The sequence below is a fragment of the uncultured Fretibacterium sp. genome (assembly GCF_938040765.1).
Classification (GTDB): domain Bacteria; phylum Synergistota; class Synergistia; order Synergistales; family Aminobacteriaceae; genus CAJPSE01.
The window spans coordinates 1-18,495 of record NZ_CALIAA010000144.1; the positions used below are offsets into that span (position 1 = coordinate 1).

The following is an 18,495-nucleotide window of genomic DNA, read 5'->3' on the forward strand; positions in this document are numbered from 1 at the left end:
TTTGTAGGCAATAAGCAGAGAGCCGGCGAAGAATGAGCCGTGCGAATCGCTTAGATTCTTCACCAGGCGGCTTTTGCGAACCGCAGCGATGGCGTACAAAGAAGTACGTTGAGCAAGGTGAGCAAAAACAACGCAGCATACAAATGAGTTAGAGTTGGAATAAGGAGGGGATCGCGTTGAACTACGAAAAACTCGGCGAATGCCGGGACATGTGGGATTACCTGAGGTTCGAGCCCTGGGAGCACCGCGGCATGGCCGGGGTGGCCCGCAAGATCACCATGACGAAGACCAGCCTGCTGGGCCCGGTGGCCCGCTACTACGCCTGGGACTACATCGTCTGGCGGCACAGGGGGGACGCGGATATCGCGTATCTGCTGAAGGAGTGGAAGCCCATGCCGGACGTCATGACCCAGCGATTCCTCCTGGTCGGCTCCGGACTGAAGGGCCGGAAGGTGCGCGGCTACCTTCTGGGATTCCGGGGGTTCCTGGAGGTCTACGGGTACCTTCCCGGGACGGAGTGCCACAGGAAGGCCGCGGACCTCATCCCCCCGGTGGAACTGGGGCTGAAGGGGCCGGACGGAGCGAGAGAGGGCGTCTGAACGCCTGGCCGCCCATCGGCGGGAGTCCCAGTCCCCGCGCCGCCCCTGCTCCCGCGCCTGGCGCGGGGTCAGCTCTCCGCCGGGTCCCGAGACCCCTCGCCCGGGCTTTGGCGTACCTCCCCGCGCCGCATCCGAGCCACGGCGAGCTCCAGCTCCTCGGCCGCATTGCCGAACACAAAGTTTTTTCCGTTTCCGGGGCGGACATCCCCCTCCTCCGGCGCCGCTGCCTCGGGAGCTTCAGGCTCAGGGGACACGGACTCGGCGGCCGCGGGCTCCGGGGATTTGAACGCGTCCCCCGGCTCCTCGATCATCGGACCAGCCTCCGGGTCCTCACCCAACGGAGCCAGGACGCTCTCCTCCATAGCGGGCGCATCCATGGACGCCTCGATGACGGGCTCAGGCTTTTCCTCAAGCCCCTCCTCCCTCTCCGGCGGGACGACGAGGAAGTCCGACGCGGAGACCACGGCCGGCACGCCCTCCGCAGAGGCCGGGGACTTCTCTCCCTCCTCCGCGGGGCCGACCCCGAACCGCTCCGAGGCTGTCCGATCCCCCTCGGCGTCCGACACATCCGCCGGGGCGACCGGAAGGGGCATCTCCGACAGCCCCCGGGCGGGCTCCGGCAGGGCAAGGGCGCGCTCGAGGTCCAGCTCCGCGATCGTCACGAGCTCGAGGAGATCCTGACGCAGCTCGAAACCGGACCGATAGGAACGGACCCGGTCCAGCCCGCGCCCCTCCCCCGAGGCCGCCCCGGCCAGACGGAACATCCGCATCAGGCGCTCGTTGCGGCAGAGGCTCTCCCCATGACGGCTGCGCGAAAGCCCGGGGTTCTCGATGCGCACCCGGTCACCGCTGCCGGTCAACCTGATGCTCCCCGCGTCGTGCTCCGCATGGACCAGAGCGTTGACGAAGCATTCGCGCAGCGCCGCCGCACAGGGCCCCGACAGGCCGGAGCAGAAGCGGGGCAGAAGGTCCGACCAGGCCCGCCACAAGTTGCGGACCTCGAAGATCTCCTCGTCCTCCGTCCCCTCGTTGAAGGCGGCACGGACCCGCGCGCTCTTCTTTCCCAGAAGGAGCCAGCCCGCCCGCGTCAATGCGCCGTCGGACAGGACCAGGGTACGGGCCCAGAACCTCTCCGGGGACAGCTCCCGCCATTCCGGACGCCGTGCGGTCACCGCCCCCCGGAACGAGGCGGCGCTCTCCTCGTGAAGGTCCGAGACGGTCAGGCCCGGAACGGCGGATTCGCCACACAGCCGTTCCAGGGCGTCCAGGGCCAACCGGAAACAGGCCCGCTTCCCCGAGACGACGTCGACGCCCTCGATGCGGCGATAGACGCCGCGAGTATAATCGCCCCCCACGCAGACGGGCCGACGCCACCACTCCGCCGGGTCCACCCGGGCGATCAGGAGGGGAACCCCTTCCGCCTCCACGACCTGGAACGAGGACACGGTATCCGCACTGAGCACCCGCTCACCCGCCAGGACGGTCCTCAGACGGCGTTCCAGGCCGGAGGGGTCGGAGACCCCATGCACCACGGGAGCATCCTCATCCCACTCCGCCCCGAGGACAATCCAGCCCCCGACGCCGTTGGACATGCCGCAGCAGACCGCCGGAAAACGGTCCAGGGCCCCCTCCGGGAGAAACTCCCGGTCCTCCTCCGCGGTTCGGTCCAGAAAATCCGGCAGCGAGGCAAAACGGCCGGATAAAACTCTACGTGCCTGCACGGGCCTTTTTCAACTCCCTTACGGCCGCCGGGCACGGGACGGGGTTCCCGTTTTTCCAGCGGCCAATGCTTTCCGAATCCGCTTCAAGCATACAACGCTTTCCCAAAAACGGCTACCTTTTCCCACAGCGAAGGGACGAAAACACCGCAAAAGATATCCATGGTCGCCCCAGCCGGGGCGCTCCTACGTGATCCGACAAAAATCCCCCCTGTTCGGACAGGGATGGGTCCGGACAGGGGGGCGAGCCGGGAGGAATCAGGACAGGGTTTCCTTGAAGATGCAGATCACGGCCAAAACGGCCATGAGCCAGCTCACGTCCTTCATCCTGCCGCTCAGGATCTTGATCAGGACGTAGGAGACGATGGCGAACTCGATCCCGACGGAGATGTTGTAGGCAAGGGGCATCATGATGAAGCCCAGGATGGAGGGAGCGAGCTCCGTCCAGTCGTCGAAGTTCAGGTCCCGAAGGCTCATCATCATATAGACGCCGACGATGACCAGGGCCGGAGCCGTCGCGTAGGAGGGCACGATCCCCACGATCGGGGTGAAGAACATCGCGGCCAGGAAGAGCACGGCGGTCACCAGGGCGCTGAGCCCCGTGCGGCCGCCCTGCGCGATGCCGCTGGCGCTCTCGACGTAGGAGGTCACCGTCGAGGTCCCCAGAATGGCGCCCGCCGTGGTCCCGATCGCGTCGGCCAGCAGCGCGCCCCGCGCGTTCGGAAGGGTCCCGTTCTCGTCCAGGAGACCGCTGCGGTTGCAGACGCCCACCAGGGTCCCGACCGTGTCGAAGAAGTCGACGAAGAAGAACGTGAACATGATGACCCAGAAATCGAGCCGGTTCAGCATGGAGAAGTCGAACTGCGCGAAGATCGGCGCGATCGAGGGCGGATGCGAGACGAAGGACTCGGGCAGGGCTGAGAGGTTCAGCCCCACGGCGGCGGCCGTTACCGCCAGAATGCCGATCAGCAGCGCGCCCGTTACCTTGTAGGCCTCCAGCACCGCCATCAGGATCAGGCCCCCCAGGGCCAGGAGCGCGGGCAGGTTGCCTCTCAGGTGCCCCAGCGAGACGAGGGTCGCATCGTTCTTGACCACGATCCCCGCGCCCTGGAGGCCGATGAAGGCGATGAAGAGCCCGATGCCGCCCGAGATGCCGATCTTGAGGGACTTCGGTATGGTGTTGACCACCATCTCGCGCAGGCGGGTCAGGGTCAGCAGGATGAAGATCACGCCCTCGACAAGTACCGCCGTCAGGGCCACGCGCCAGTCGATCTGCATCCCCAGGACCACGGAGAAGGCGAAGAACGCGTTGAGCCCCATCCCGGGGGCGAGGCCGATGGGATAGTTGGCCAGGAAGGCCATCAGGAACGTGGCCAAAGCCGAGGAGATACAGGTCGTCACCACCAGGGCATTGAAGTCCATGCCCGTCTTGGACAGGGTATCCGGGTTGACGAAGATGATGTAGGACATCGTGACGAACGTCACGATTCCCGACAGGATCTCGGTCTTTACCGAACTGCCCCTTTCGCTGATCTTGAACTGGCGTTCCAGAAACGACATCATGATCGATACTCCCCTCTCAAACTCTCGCTCATACCGCAAAACGGCCGCAAGGCCCCCAAAAGCCCGACGCATCTATACGACCATGAAAGCGCCGACAGGGAACAAAAGTTCGGGCGCTTCCTCGATGCCGTGCCCCATAAGGGAGGCGGCAAATTCTCGAGTTACGGGTCCCGGAGCTCAGACATCCAGGCAGCTGCCCCCGATAAACTCCCGGATCACGGAGTTGTTGGGGATGCCGTCGATATGGACGGACGGCACGAACCGGAGGATGTTCAGCAGGCGCAGGGCCTCGCCGAACACCTCGGAGCGCTCGTCGACCGTGTGCAGCAGGGGCTCCACATAGCCCTTCAGGGCCCCCAGCTCGTAGGGCAGCGAGGAGTTGAAGATGGTGTTGGCCCGGCCCTGATAGGGAAAGATGTAGCGCATCGAGCCCCGCATGACCTTGGGATAGATCTCGAGCGTCACCTGGGCGGACTTGCCCCGCGTCCGGTGGTCCCGCACGATGCGGCGCAGCAGGCGGTTGTCCCCGGTGCTCGTCCGGTTGTGAGGGTCGATGCAGATGCCCGTCAGGGGCGAGACGAAGACGCCGAAACGGCTGTCCTCGGGCAGAAGGGACACGATGCGGTCGTTCAGGCCGTGAATCCCCTCCATGATGAGGATGTCCGAGGGCCCCAGCCTGACGACCTTGCCCGGCCGCTTCTCCCCCTTGATGAAGTCGAAGCGGGGCGTCACGACCTCCTCCCCTGCGAGAATGCGGGTCAGGTTGTCCTCCAGCAGCTCCAGGTCCAGGGCCTCCAGGCACTCGTAGTCGTATTCGCCGTTCTCGTCGAGGGGCGTCTGGGCCCGGTTCAGGAAATAGTTGTCCATGGGCAGGGTGACGGGGTTCTTCCCGCAGACGATCAGCTGGATCTTGAGCCGCTCGGAGAAGGTGGTCTTGCCCGAGCCCGAGGGCCCGGCGATGGTGACGACCTTGATGCCGGGCCTGGAGACGATGTCCTCCGCGATGCGGCTCAGACGCTGCGAGTGGAAGGCCTCGGAGATGAGGATCAGCTCCTGGACCTTCCCGTTCGTCACGCGCTGGTGCAGGCTGCTGAGGTAATTCAGGTTCAGCACCTTCAGCCAGTGCGCGTAGTCGAAGAACACGTTTCCCAGGCCGGGGTCGGCCCGGAACGGCAGGACTCCCTCGGGGGAGTCCTGGGTGGGGAACTGCAGCACCATCCCGTGTTCGAAGAGGACGATGTCGAAGGCCCTGAGCAGCCCCGTGGAGGGGGCCATGGTCCCGCAGAAGTAGCCGTAGCGCGCCCCGCACCGATAGACCTCTACGGGATCGAGGTTCGCCCGGACGAAGAGCTCGGCGATCTCGGAGTCGCCCTGCTCCTCGAATACGCGCTTGGCCTTGTCGATGGGCAGGATCTTGCGGCTGATGGGGATGTCCTGGCGCACCATCTCGCTCATCGTCAAGTGGAGCTTGTAGACGTCGGACTGGGTCACGTCCCCGTCCTCGAACTCCCAGTAGTGTCCCTCCCCGATGGAGTGCCGCAGGATCGCCTTGCGGCCCAGGACCTTCTCGCAGGCGACGACCAGAAGGAAGTCCAGGCTCCGCCGGTAGATCCTGAGCCCGTCGGAGGAGCCCGCCGGGATGAAGTCCACGACGGCGTCGTCCTCCACGACCCACCCCAGGGGCCGGATGTAGTTGTTGACGCGCCATGCGATGATATCCACATCGCCGCCCGGGTCCAGCTCCGCCAGGACGTTGTGGCCGTTGAGCGGCGTCTCGCTGATGACGAATCGCTTCCACCTGGGAACATTGACCGTAAAAGCCATGAGGATCCCCCCTGCCGCGGCCCGATCGCCGCGGCCGATTTGCCTCTATTATAGTACAGCGTTTTTGGCCTCGGGCAGGCGCGAAGACGGCAAGGGGCCCCCTTCGCGAAAGACGATCCGCGAAGGGCCCAGGGCGAATTCGCAGGCGGAACCTTTTTGCCGGCGAAGCCCTGGAGTAAAATGAGGGGCAGGACGCCGAAGCAACACCCCATCCTAGCAAGGAGGACGGACCTTTGGACACGTTCAGAACCCCCGACGCGCTACGGCGGATCAAGGGATGGATACTGCCGTTCGTCTTCTCGTTCCTGATCCTGGCCTTCCTGACCTACGTCACGCTCGCCTCGCTCTTCCGCCCCCTGGTCTGGGCGATGCTGCTGGCGTTCGTCTCCTATCCCCTGTACCAGATGCTGCTGCGTCGCGTTCTCCCGGGGCGTCGCGGGCTCGCGGCCATGGCGATGACCCTGGCGGCCGCGGCGCTGCTCGTCCTTCCCATGAGCTTCGCCGCCATCCTGATCGCCCGGGAGTCCGACGGGCTCTTCGGCAAGGTGGCCAGCCTCGTCGGCTCCCTGGACCCCTCGAAGGGGATCTCCCCGGACACCCTCCTGCCGGACGTCGTCCTCAGGTACCTCAAGCCCCTGCTCGAGAGGTATCCGTTTCTCCGGGACGCCATGCGGCAGGTCGCCGGCCGGGTGACCTCCACCATGCTCCGGCTCTCTCAGGAGTTCCTGGGCGACCTCGTCACGATGCTCTACCACCAGGTCATCATCTTCGTCGTCTACTTCTTCATCCTGCGCGACGGGCACCGCATCGTCAGCTACTTCCGGGGCATCGTCCCCCTGATGGACGACGAGCGCGAGGCCTTCATGTCCCGGGCGGACAACGTGCTCCGCGCCGTCGTCTTCGGCGTCATCGTGACGGCCGGGGTGCAGGGGGTCCTGGGGGCCCTCGGCTGGTGGTTCGTGGGGCTGCCCAACCCCGCCCTGGCCGGAGCCCTGATGGCGCTCCTCGCCATGATCCCCTTCGTCGGGACGCCCTCGGTCTGGATCCCCGGCGCGCTCTACCTCTTCCTGTCCGACGACGTGAAGGGAGCGCTCATCCTCGCCGTATGGGGACTCGGGGTCGTGAGCACCGTCGACAACTTTCTGAAGCCCTACTTTATCTCGGAGAAGGCCAAGATGAGCACCCTCCTCGTCTTCCTGGGGGCCTTTGGCGGGCTGGCCGCCTGGGGGTTCCTGGGCATCTTCCTCGGCCCCCTCATCCTGAGCCTCTTCGTCTTCTTCCTGGACACCTACCGCAACGCGTGGGAGCTCTACCAGCAGGAGGGACGGGAGGACGCGCCCTCATGACGCGCATGGCCGGGGCCGGGAACTTTTTTCGAAAAAACGCGGTCCCGCCCGACCTCGCGGATCAGGCCGGGAACCGCGGCGGACCTGTTTTTACCCGAGGAGGACCGTGACGATGCGCATAGACCACGAGGAGAGCGTAAAGTACTATCGATCCGACGCCCGCATTCGGCGCTTCGGGCATCCGGCCGGGCGGTGTTCTTCACGCGGCAAAGATGGAAGTTCTATCGTGTCTTGCCTGCATAATCCCGTTTTATAGGCTATAATCAGGGTGGAATTTCAAGCTTCGCAAAAGGACGAGCCGAGCGGAACCCCTTCGGGCCGGAAGGATTTTTGTGCGGTTTTTTCTGCCTTTGGGGGTTTGGAGCCGTCATCTACATTATTGGGGAGGTCTTGCACTGTGTGGCTGATTCTTGTGTTCGTTACCCTTGTTTTCGGCGTCGTGGCAGGCGGCTATGCGTGGATGGTGTTTCAGAAGCTCCGTGAGGGAAAGATCGAGAACGACCGGATCGTCGAGCTCTCGACGATCATTCACAAGGGGGCCATGGCGTTCCTGAAGAAGGAGTACACCTGGCTGGCGCCCTTCGTCGGGGTCGTCGCCCTGCTGCTGTGGTGGATGCTCGGGTTCGGGTCGGCCTTCGCCTTCGTGCTGGGCGCGCTCTGCAGCGCCGCGGCCGGGTACATCGGGATGTACGTCGCGACCAACGCGAACGGACGTACGACCTTCGCCGCGACGAAGGACGCGGGGGCCGCCCTCGAGACGGCGTTCTCCGGCGGAAGCATCGTGGGCATGGTCGTCGTGGGGCTGGGCCTCGTGGGCCTTGCCGTCTCCTACCTCTTCCTCAGCGTCGAGAGTCTGACGGCCTTCGGCATGGGGGCCAGCAGCATCGCGCTCTTCGCCCGCGTGGGCGGCGGCATCTACACCAAGGCCGCGGACGTGGGCGCCGACCTGGTGGGTAAGGTCGAGGCCGGCATCCCCGAGGACGACCCCCGCAACCCGGCGGTCATCGCGGACAACGTGGGCGACAACGTGGGCGATATCGCCGGCATGGGGGCGGACCTCTTCGAGTCCTACGTCAACTCGATCCTTGCGGCCATGGCCATCGGGCTCACCTTCTCCTTCACGGAGGGCGGCAAGGCCCTGGGGCTCTGGGGCGTCGGCTTCCCGCTCTTCCTTTCGGCGTGGGGCATCGTGGCCTCCATCGTCGGCTGCATGATGATCTCCAAGAAGGTCCCCTTTGCCTCCTGCGTCATGGATTTTGCACGTAAGATTCCCGGTCTGGACAAGGTGCTGGAGCGCATCGACGGCGGCGACGCGGCCTACGCGCTGCGCGCGGGAACCTTCGCGGCCGGCGCCATAATGATCGTCGGGACCTTCATCCTGAGCATCCTCTTCTTCTGGACCAAGTCGATGCACGTCTTCCTGTCCGTGACCTCCGGCGTCCTGGCCGGCGTCCTGATCGGCTACGTCACCGAGGTCTACACCTCGGGCGACTACCGCTTCGTCAAGACCGTAGCGGCCTCCTCCGCGACGGGCCCGGCGACCGTCATCCTCTCCGGCCTCTCCCTGGGGATGCAGTCGGTCGGCATCCCCGTCCTCCTGATCTGCCTCTCCACCCTGATCAGCTACTCCCTGGCGGGCATGTTCGGCGTGGCCTGCGCCGCGGTCGGTATGCTCTCCATCACGGGCATCGCCCTGAGCGTCGACGCCTATGGGCCGATCTCCGACAATGCGGGCGGCATCGCCGAGATGAGCGAGCTCCCGAGCGAGGTGCGCAAGATCACCGACAAGCTGGACGCCATCGGAAACACCACCGCCGCCATGGGCAAGGGCCTGGCCATCGGCTCCGCCGCCCTCACCGCCCTGGCCCTCTTCGTCGCCTACTCTCAGGCGGCACAGATCAAGGCCATCGACATCATGAATCCCAAGGTCATCGTCGGCCTGCTGCTGGGCGGCATGCTGCCCTTCCTGTTCTGCTCGCTCTCCATCGAGGCCGTGAGCCGCGCGGCCCAGGCCATGATCGAGGAGGTCCGCCGCCAGTTCCGCGAGATCACGGGGATCATGGATGGGACCGGCAAGCCGGAGTACGAGAAGTGCGTGGCCATCTCCACCCACGCAGCCCTCATCGAGATGGTCATCCCCGGCCTTCTGGCCGTGCTCTCCCCCGTCGTCGTCGGCGTGATCCTGGGCAAGGAGGCGCTGGGCGGACTTCTGGGCGGGGCCATCGTGACGGGCGTCATGATGGCGCTCTTCATGGCCAACTCGGGCGGCGCGTGGGACAACGCGAAGAAATTCATCGAGGAGGGCAACCACGGCGGCAAGGGCTCGGCCAACCACGCGGCGGCGGTCGTTGGCGACACGGTGGGCGATCCCTTCAAGGATACCGCCGGCCCGAGCCTCAACATCCTCATCAAGCTGATGACGGTGGTCGCGCTGGTGCTGGCGCCGCTCTTCAGGTAAGCAGACGGCTGCCAAGCCCAGCGGGTCGTGCCGTTCGGCGAAGCGGACGTGAAAAAGCCGAGGACACGTTATAATCAGGGAGGGTTCACGGACCCTCCCTTTTTTGTTTCGTTGAATTTCGTTGAATTCGAGGGGTCGGATACACCGTGCAGAACGACGACGTCAGACGGGTCAAGGAAAGGCTGGATATCCTGGAGGTCATCGGCGACCGCGTGAGGCTCCACCGTGCGGGCCGCGGGTATCTGGGACTCTGCCCCTTCCACGACGAGAAGACCCCTTCCTTCCACGTCTCTCAGGAGCGCCAGAACTACCACTGTTTCGGATGCGGACGCGGCGGGGACGTCTTCACCTTCGTCATGGAGACGGAGGGGCTGGACTTCCGCCAGGCCCTGGAGCTCCTGGCCGGCCGTGCCGGCGTCGAGCTGACCCGTTCCGAGCCCAGGCGGAGGACCTCCGGCAACCTGTACGAGGTCCTGGAGCTCGCGGGAAAGTTCTTCAGCTCCCTTCTGGCCGCCCCCGAGGGCGCGGCGGCACGGGCCTACCTGGCCCGCCGCAGCCTCACCATGGAGGACGCCGTGCGGTTCGGCCTGGGGTGGAGCGCCAATTCCTGGGACTCCCTGTCCCGCCATCTGAGGGGCGCGGGCGTAACGGACCGCGAGGCGATCGACGCCGGGCTCGTCCTGGAGGGCCAACGCGGCGGGGTCTACGACCGTTTCCGGGGGCGTCTGACCTTTCCCATACGCGACGTCGCGGGCCGCGTGATCGCCTTCGGCGGCAGGCTCGTGGACGGCGAGGGGGCGAAGTACATCAACAGCCCCGAAGGGGCTGTCTACAGCAAGCGCCGGAACCTCTACCTGCTCCACGAGGCCCGGAGCGCCATCCGGGAAAAGGGACGCTCCATCCTTGTGGAGGGATACATGGACGCCCTTCGACTCCACCTGAACGGCTATGCCGAGGCCGTCGCCTCGCTGGGCACCTCCCTGACGGAGGAGCAGGCGCGGCTTCTGAAACGTTTCGGAGACCGCTGCTGCATCTGCTACGACAGCGACACGGCCGGCCAGGAGGCGACCCTGAGGGGCATGTACATTCTGCAGGGACTGGGTTTGGACGTCCAGGTGGTCACGATCCCATCCGGCAAGGACCCGGACGACCTGCTCTCCTCCCCCGGCGGCCAAGAGCTCTTCGAGCAGGCCCTCGAGAAGGCCCGGCCTCTGGTGCTCCAGCACCTGGCCGCGGTGCAGCCCCTGCTGGACCGGCCCGAGACCCGGCGCAGCGGGGTGGAGTCCCTGTTCGGAGGACTCGCCCAGCTCCAGCCCTCGGCGCTCGCCCCCAGCGTTCCTCAGCTGGCGGGTGCGTTGGGCCTCTATCCGCACGAATTCTGGCGCGAGCTGGAGTCGTTCAGGCGCGGGCGTGGGCCGGACAGGCGGGAGGCCGCCGCGGAGGGCGGGGACGTCCGCGCTCCCCGCCCTCCCGAGATCGACCCTCTGGAGGCCGCGCTCTGCTCGCTTTTGTGGCGCAGGGAGGATTGCCGCCGCACGAATCGCCCCGAGGACCTGCTCGCGCTTCTCTCCGACGACCGGGTCAAGGAGGTCGTCCTGGCGGTGCTCATGGAGTCTCCCGCACCGCTGGAGGCCCGTTGGCTCGCTATCGGCGACCGATTTCCCCCGGCGCTCATCGCCCGTGGGGACGCCTTCTGCGACGAGCTGGAGCACGCCGACGCCGACCTGTGGGACCTCGTCCTCGCGGGCCTGCGGCGGCGGCGGGACGAGGCGCGCCTGCGCCTTCTGGACGCGAGGATGAAGCGCCGCATGGCGTCTCTCGAGGAGATGGCCGAGATGCAGCGCCTGGCCGCGGAGCTGAAGCGCAGGCGGTGAACGCCGGACGCAAAGCGCACTCGGCTGCGGCAGGTGTCGGGATTGAGACACGGGCCCCGGCAGGTTCGGGAACGCGGGGCCGGGATAACGAGAAAAGAGGGGGAGATATCTTGGAGAGAAATATCGAGAACCTGAAGCTCCTCGTAAGGGCGGGGAAGGGCGAAATTCCGGCGGATGCCGTCGTCAGGGGGGGAAACCTGGTCAACGTCATGACGGGGGAGATCTACCCCGCCGACGTGGCCATCTTCCGGGACACGATCGTGGCCGTGGACGCGGACGTCGGCATGCACGTCGGCCCGGGGACGCAGATCATCGACGCCTCCGGCAGGTATCTGGTCCCGGGGCTCATCGACGGGCACATCCACAGCGAGTGCAGCAAACTGAGCATCACCGGCTTCGCGAAAGCGGTGGTGCCCTGCGGCACGACCAGCATCGTCTCGGGCCTGGACGAATACATCTCGGTGGGGGGCCTCGAGGGGCTGCGGGAGGTGTTCGAGGAAATCAGGGGCGTTCCGCTGAGGGTGTTTTGGGGAGCGCCCTACCGCACGCCCTATACCGTCCCTCAATCCACGATAGACTTCAACTTCAACCGGGAAGTCCACGCGGAGGTCCAGAAATGGCCCGAGTGCTACGGGGTCTGGGAGACGGTTCGGGAATTCGTGACCGGCGGCGACGAGGACACCCTGGGCGCCATCGCCGAGGCCTTCCGGAACCGGCTGCCCGTCTTTGGATGCGCCCCCATGGCCCGGGGCAAGGAACTGGACGGGTACCTGTGCGGCGGCGTGCGGCTGGACCATGAAAGCTACGACCACGAGGAAGTGGTGGAGAAGATGCGCAAGGGGATGCACATGCTGATCCGGGAATCCTCCGTGACGCACTTCCTGGCCGAGAACATACGGGCCGTCACCGAGGTCAATCCAGCCCTGGCGCGCCGGGTCAGTTTCTGCACGGACGACGTAACGGCCACCGACGTCCTGAGCAAGGGGCATCTGGACAACGTGGTGCGGCTGGCCATAGCCGCGGGGGTCCCCCCCGTCACCGCGATACAAATGGGGACGATCAACAGCGCGGAGGCGTACCGCATCGATCACCTGGTCGGCTCCATCTCCCCGGGCCGCCTGGCGGATATCCTCCTGGTGGACGCTCCGGATACCTTCGTGGTGCGGACCGTCATCGCGGGGGGCCGCGTGGCGGCCGAGGACAAAAAGATGCAATACGAGCTGAAGGCTCCCCCCCGCACTGCCGCGCTGAGCGGGACGCTGAAGCGCGCCCTCACCACGCCGGCGGATTTCGAGTATCGGGTAGGGGTGGACCGGGGCGAGGCCGACGTGCTGTCCATGGACGTGAAGGGCCCCTTCGTCCGGGTGCGCCGCGACGTAACCCTGAAGGTGGAGGGCGGAGTGGTCCGCCCGGACCCTCGAAACGACGTCGCCCTGGTGTCCGTGCTCGAACGCTTCGGACGCAACGGGAACCGGTCGCTGGCCTTCTGCTCCGGATGGAAGCTGAAAAAGGGGGCGATGGCGTCCTCCTGTGCGCCGGACGACAACAACATCGTCGTCATGGGGGTGAGCGCGGAGGACATGAGCCTTGCGGTCAACCATCTCATCCGGAACGGCGGCGGCCAGGTCCTGGCGGCGGACGGAGAGATACTGGACTTTCTCCCCCTGCCCGTGGGGGGCATCTGCAGCGATGCGGAGCCCGAGGAGATCGCGGTGCGGGAACGGGAGCTGAACGCCGCTGCGGCGGCGCTGGGCTGCGACCTTCCGGACCCGCTGATGTACATGTTCTTCCTGCCCATCACCGCCATTCCGGACTACGCCATCACGGACGTCGGGCCGGTGGACGTCCACGCATTGGACGTGTTCGACCCTATCCTGGCCCTGAGGGCCGAGTGACTCGGGAGGTGCCGTCATGGATAAAGCGGAACTCAAAAGGCTGATCGACACGGCCGCGGGGCGCGTCGCCCCGGACCTGGCGATCAGGGGCTGCAAGGTGGTCGACGTCTACAGCGGCATCGTCTCCGAGGGGGACATCGCCGTCTGCGGGGGGATCATCGCCGGCGTGGGGAGCTACCGGGGAAACGAGGAGATCGACGGAACGGGGCTGTACGCGGCCCCGGGGTTCATCGACAGCCACATCCACATCGAGTCCTCCTACGTCAGCCCGGAGGAAATAGGACGCCTGCTGGTCCCTCACGGCGCCACCACGATCATCGCGGACCCCCACGAGATCGTGAACGTCTGCGGGCTCGCGGGGCTGAACTACATGCTGGACGCATCCGAGGGGACGAGCCTGGACATCAAGTACATGCTGCCCTCCTGCGTGCCGGCCACCCCGTTCGAGCATGCGGGGGCCGTCATCGACGCGGCGGCGATGGAAAAGCCGCTGGCCGACGACCGCATCCTCGGCCTGGGGGAGTTCATGGACTACCCCGGTGTCATCTCGGCGGCCGACGGCATCCTGGACAAATTGATGGCCGCGAAAGCTGCCGGAAAGCTGATCGACGGACACAGCCCCTCCGTAAAGGGCCTCGAGCTCAACGCCTATGCGGCGGCCCTGATCCACACGGACCACGAATGCAGCACGGTCGAGGAGCTGAGGGACCGCATCGCCCGGGGGATCTACGTCCTGCTGCGCCAGGGATCGGCGTGCCACGACCTGCGCAACCTCATCAAGGGCGTCACCCCCGAGAACAGCCGGCGATGCCTGCTCTGCAGCGACGACCGCCAGCCCAAGACCATCCTGGAGCTGGGGCACCTGGACGACCACCTGCGCATCTGCCTGGAGGAGGGGCTGGACGCGGTCACCGCCATCCGCATGGCGACCCTGAACGCCGCCGAATGTTTCCGCCTGTACGACCGGGGGGCCATCGCGCCCGGACTGCGCGCCGACATCGTGCTGCTGGACGACCTGTCCCATTTCAAGGTGCGCCGGGTCCTCATCGGCGGGGTCGAGGTCGCGCGGGAGGGGAAGTACCTTCCCCCCGTCAGGCACCACAGCATCGCGTCGGTCACCGGGAGCATACGCCTGAAGGACTTCTCGGAGAAAAGATTGAAGATGCGCCTCTCCTCCGGGCGGGTCAACGTCATCGGCATCATCCCGGGCAGCGTGGTCACCCGGAAGAAGGCGGCCGACGTGACGCTGAGCGCGGACGGCGATTTCGTCTACGACCCCAAACGGGACATCGTCAAGATGGCGGTGGTGGAGCGCCATCAGAACACGGGAAACGTCGCGCTCGCCCTTCTGGAGGGCTACGGCATCAAGCGGGGGGCCGTAGCGCTGTCCATAGCCCACGACTCCCACAACATCATCGTGGTGGGGACGAACGACGCCGACATGGCCTTCGCCGTGGAGCAGCTGAAGGCCCAGAACGGCGGCGTGGTGCTGGCGCTCGACGGCAAGGTCCTGGAGAACATGCCGATGCCCATCGGCGGCATCATGAGCGACCAGAGCGGCGAATGGGTCGATCGGAGGCTGAGCCGGCTCCATCGGGCGGCGCTTCAGGAGCTGGGGGTAAACGCCGACGTGGAGCCCATCATGACCCTGTGCTTCATGTCCCTGCCCGTCATCCCGGAGATCAAGCTGACGGACATGGGGCTGTTCGACGTGACGCGATTCGACTTCATCGATATCGAGGCCGACAAGGCCGACTGATTTCCATTCAACCGGCGTCCTCGGCTCCATGCCGCTTCGGCCGCCTGCGGCCGGCCGAAGCGCGGAGGAACGGAAGCGCGACGACCCGTGCGGGCGGCCCGGAGCCGAGGCGTGGAGCCGAAACGATGCAGCGGGGGAAAAACGCCAACTGGGGGGAAGAGCAATGGAGAAGAACGGAGGCCTGGTTCCACTCTTTTGTCGGGGGGATATCGGCGGCCTGACCTACATCATCACGAACAACATCGTCAACTACCTCATCGTCATCGCAACCTTGAACACCCTGGGATGGCCCGCCGAACTGATATTCGGGCGGGTGATCCCGGGGATGTCCCTCGGGCTCCTGGCGGGCGGGCTGTACTACGCCTTTATGGGCTATCGCCTCTCCCGGAAGGAGGGGCATCCCGACGTGACGGCGCTGCCGTCGGGGGTCTCGACGCCGGCGATGTTCGTCATCCTGTTCGGCGTCATCACGCCCCTGCATTACGCCCTGAACGACCCTTATCTCGAGTGGTCCGCCGCCGTCGCGGCCTGCTTCATCGGGGGGTTCGTGGAGTTTCTCGGGGGGATCATCGGCCCCTGGATGAAGCGGTACATCCCCCGGGCCGCCCTGCTGGGAACGGTGGCGGGCATCGGGTTCATCTGGATGGCGACCCAGGGGATATTCGACGTCTACGGGGATCCGCTGATAGGCCTTCCCATCCTGGCTCTGGCCCTCTTCGGCCTCTTCGGAGGCTACCTCTTCCCGAAGAAGATCCCCCCGCTGGCCGTGGCCATCGTGGGGGGGATCGTCTATGCGCTCTGCCTGGGCCGCACCTCCCTCAATTTCAAGGACGTCGGCCTCTACCTCCCCAACCCCGCCGCCACCGTGCGGGGCCTGATCGACGGCTTCACCCTGGTGGTCCCCTATCTGACGATCATCATCCCCATCGAAATCTACAACTTCATCGAGACGATGGACAACGTGGAGGCCGCCAATGCCGCAGGCGACGACTACAGCGTGCGTGAAGCCCAGTTCGCGGACGGCATCTGCACCATGTTCGGGGCCATCTGGGGCAGCGTCATCCCCAACACGGTGTGGCTGGGACACGCGGGTCTGAAAAGGACCGGCGCGGGAATAGGGTACTCCATCATCTCGGGGTTCGTTCTGGGGGCGGCGGGTGTGTTTGGCCTCTTCTCCTTCCTGAGCGACCTGGTGCCCCCCGCCATCTGCGCCATCACGTTTCTGTGGTGCGCCGTCATCATGGTCGCCCAGGCGTTCAAGGACAACAGGAAAAGCCACTACGCGGGCGTGGCCATGGCCATGGTGCCGCCGGTCGCGGACTACCTCTACACGCAGGTCACCGGGGCCGTCGGCACGGCGGACAAATGGGCCCATACCCTGGAGACGGGGCTTCTGGGCTACAGCCCCGAGGTCACGCAGGCTCTGGCCGAAAACGGCGTGATGTGGAACGGAGTCCCGGCGGTGAAGGCCGGCGCCATCATCATCGGCATCCTGCTGGGGTCCGCCGCCGTGTTCATCATCGACAAAAGGCTCGACAAGGCGGGGATCGTCGCCCTGGCCGGAGCGGCGCTCTCCTTCTTCGGCTTCATCCACTACGCGGAACTGGGGCTATACCCCTCCTCCCCCTTCTTCATCGGATATCTGATCACGGCCGCCCTGTGCTTTATCATGCACAGCGGGCGAAAAAGCTGGTTCCAGGCCCCCGACGACTACACGTATGTATAGCGGACGGCGGAGCCCCACGCCGTGAGACCCGCAGAAAAAAGAAGAATGCCGCCTCGCTCCCGGTCGAAGGCGGCATTCGCTTTCATGAACCGTCGGACGCGGCTCCTCCCCTCCGAATCTCAGCGTTTGAGCCGCTTGTTGATCTCCTCGAACTCCCGGCGGATCGCCTCGTTCTCGAAGGGAAGGATCTCCGGCATGGCGAGCGCGTGGATGGAGTCGAACAGCTCAAGGCCCGAGCGGATGAGGTTCCGCAGGTCGCCGGAGCTCCGCACCGTCCGATAGGTGTTCTCGGCCAGGTCGCGGTTGCGCCGCAGGTCGGCCAGGTTGTCCAGGATTCCCTTGCGCTGCGAATCCAGCAGCTGCATGTAGAGCTCGGCGACGCGCAGCGTCATGGCGTTGGACTCCGCGTTGAGCGCAAAGGACTTTTTCTGCGCGTCCGAGTAACCCGTCTGTGAGGCCTTGGCCAGGGCCTCCCTGCGCAGCGCCTCGGCCTCCTTTGCGATCTCGCCGAGCCGTGGCTTGTACTCCCCGTCGATTTTTCGCACCAGCTCCTCCCGAGTGTGGATCAGCAGGTCGTTCAGCACCAGATACAGGCCGCTGTAGCGGCGGTTGACCTCGAGATTGTCCCGGTCCTCCCGGGAGAGCTCCGCCAGCTTCTCGACCACCACCCTGACGTTGGCGAAGACCACGGCGTTCTGCAGCAGGTCGTCCCCCGTCACGGAGCTCAGCAGAACGTCGATCTGCCGGTCGTCCAGCTGGAGCCCCAGGGCGCGGAGCGCCTCCGCGAGCTGCGCGTCGACCGCCGAAAGGGCCCTCTCCCTGTCGGCGATCTCCCCGTCCAGCTCGGAGAGCCGTTCGTCGATCTTTGCCCGCGTTCGGACCCAGGGCAGGCGCGAGCTCTCCGGGGCCGAGATGCGTCGATTCCGAAGCCCGTCCGCCTCCAGGCGCAGCTTCGGGATCTCCGTCCGGAGTTCCAGGGCCTGACGCCGCAGGTCTCCGGCCTGCCCCTGAACCAGGATCTCCAGGGCTCGGTCCAGCAGCTCGTCGATCTTTCGGGCGTTGCTGGTCCGGTCCGCGCCGAACCACGCGGACGCCGGCAGCTTCTCCTGTCTGTCCCTCAGGGACAGGGCGTCCGACAGCGTTCCGGTCAGGCTCCCCCACTTCTCGACCAGATAGGAGGGCAGGGAGTCCTCCGACGCGGCGAAAACCGACGACGCGGACAAAAGGAAGAGAACGACAAGCCCCGTTATCGCGACGCGTTCTGCCGACGCCCCCCTGCCTTTTGAAGCATATTTTGAAACATACCCCCCGGCTTTTTCACGAAGGCCCGGAAACCTCATCCCATGCAGCCCCACGCCGAACACCTCCTCGAAGACGATGAATCGTCAAGCGGTCAAAGATTTTCCGGCGAAATGATATCATAACTTCCGCCGTTGCCCGTACCGTGGCATCGACGTATCTCGAGCGTTCCAATACCGGCGCGGAAAAGGAGGGACATGAAAAACGCCGCGTCCGGCATCCGTCGGAACGGCGGGAGACGGCATACAGACAATATCTGTCACATTTCCCGTTTTTTCCATTTTTCAAGGAGGCATTGTCAATGTCCAGTTCTTCGTCACCAGTGAAAACCGAGAAAATCGGACTCGGGGGAGCCTTGGGGATCTTCGGCACCATTCTGCTCATCATCGTCACGGGGCGCCTTGCCCTTGGCTTCGACGTCGCGCTCCTGCTGA

At 65.6% G+C, this 18,495-nt stretch carries 11 protein-coding genes; 7 read left to right on the forward strand and 4 right to left on the reverse strand.

Annotated features, from left to right (window positions below; all coding sequences use genetic code 11):
• Positions 1-176 precede the first annotated feature (176 nt).
• On the forward strand, positions 177-599 hold the full coding sequence (locus Q0176_RS05385; protein ID WP_299299995.1) for a hypothetical protein: 423 nt from the start codon (positions 177-179) through the stop codon (positions 597-599).
• Between the two features lie 68 nt (positions 600-667).
• On the opposite strand, the gene Q0176_RS05390 is transcribed toward Q0176_RS05385, so the two are convergent.
• The 3 genes from Q0176_RS05390 to Q0176_RS05400 form a co-directional block, all read right to left on the reverse strand.
• Positions 668-2,320, reverse strand: coding sequence for a hypothetical protein (locus tag Q0176_RS05390; RefSeq protein WP_299299997.1), 1,653 nt, complete (start codon positions 2,318-2,320; stop codon positions 668-670).
• Between the two features lie 255 nt (positions 2,321-2,575).
• Positions 2,576-3,880, reverse strand: a complete 1,305-nt coding sequence (locus Q0176_RS05395) for an NCS2 family permease (protein ID WP_299299999.1) — start codon at positions 3,878-3,880, stop codon at positions 2,576-2,578.
• Between the two features lie 177 nt (positions 3,881-4,057).
• Positions 4,058-5,704, reverse strand: coding sequence for a nucleoside kinase (locus tag Q0176_RS05400; protein WP_299300001.1), 1,647 nt, complete (start codon positions 5,702-5,704; stop codon positions 4,058-4,060).
• 233 nt (positions 5,705-5,937) lie between these two features.
• Between Q0176_RS05400 and Q0176_RS05405 the strand changes: the two genes are divergently transcribed.
• From Q0176_RS05405 to Q0176_RS05430, 6 genes are all read left to right on the forward strand, one after another.
• The gene (locus Q0176_RS05405; protein ID WP_299300003.1) at positions 5,938-7,050 is read left to right on the forward strand and encodes an AI-2E family transporter; all 1,113 of its coding nucleotides are present in this window, start codon (positions 5,938-5,940) and stop codon (positions 7,048-7,050) included.
• 397 nt (positions 7,051-7,447) lie between these two features.
• A complete protein-coding gene (locus Q0176_RS05410; protein ID WP_299300005.1) occupies positions 7,448-9,508 on the forward strand; it encodes a sodium-translocating pyrophosphatase in 2,061 nt (686 codons plus the stop codon).
• Positions 9,509-9,654: 146 nt separating this feature from the next.
• The gene (dnaG, locus tag Q0176_RS05415) at positions 9,655-11,382 is read left to right on the forward strand and encodes a DNA primase (RefSeq protein WP_299300007.1); all 1,728 of its coding nucleotides are present in this window, start codon (positions 9,655-9,657) and stop codon (positions 11,380-11,382) included.
• A 110-nt stretch (positions 11,383-11,492) separates the two neighbouring features.
• Positions 11,493-13,277: an adenine deaminase C-terminal domain-containing protein gene (locus Q0176_RS05420; protein WP_299300009.1), complete on the forward strand. Its 1,785-nt coding sequence runs from the start codon at positions 11,493-11,495 to the stop codon at positions 13,275-13,277.
• A 16-nt stretch (positions 13,278-13,293) separates the two neighbouring features.
• Complete coding sequence (gene ade, locus Q0176_RS05425; RefSeq protein WP_299300011.1) at positions 13,294-15,036, forward strand: adenine deaminase; 1,743 nt, start codon at positions 13,294-13,296, stop codon at positions 15,034-15,036.
• A gap of 163 nt (positions 15,037-15,199) precedes the next feature.
• The gene (locus Q0176_RS05430; protein ID WP_299300013.1) at positions 15,200-16,762 is read left to right on the forward strand and encodes a hypothetical protein; all 1,563 of its coding nucleotides are present in this window, start codon (positions 15,200-15,202) and stop codon (positions 16,760-16,762) included.
• Between the two features lie 119 nt (positions 16,763-16,881).
• On the opposite strand, the gene Q0176_RS05435 is transcribed toward Q0176_RS05430, so the two are convergent.
• The gene (locus tag Q0176_RS05435; RefSeq protein ID WP_299300015.1) at positions 16,882-18,117 is read right to left on the reverse strand and encodes a hypothetical protein; all 1,236 of its coding nucleotides are present in this window, start codon (positions 18,115-18,117) and stop codon (positions 16,882-16,884) included.
• Positions 18,118-18,495 lie beyond the last annotated feature (378 nt).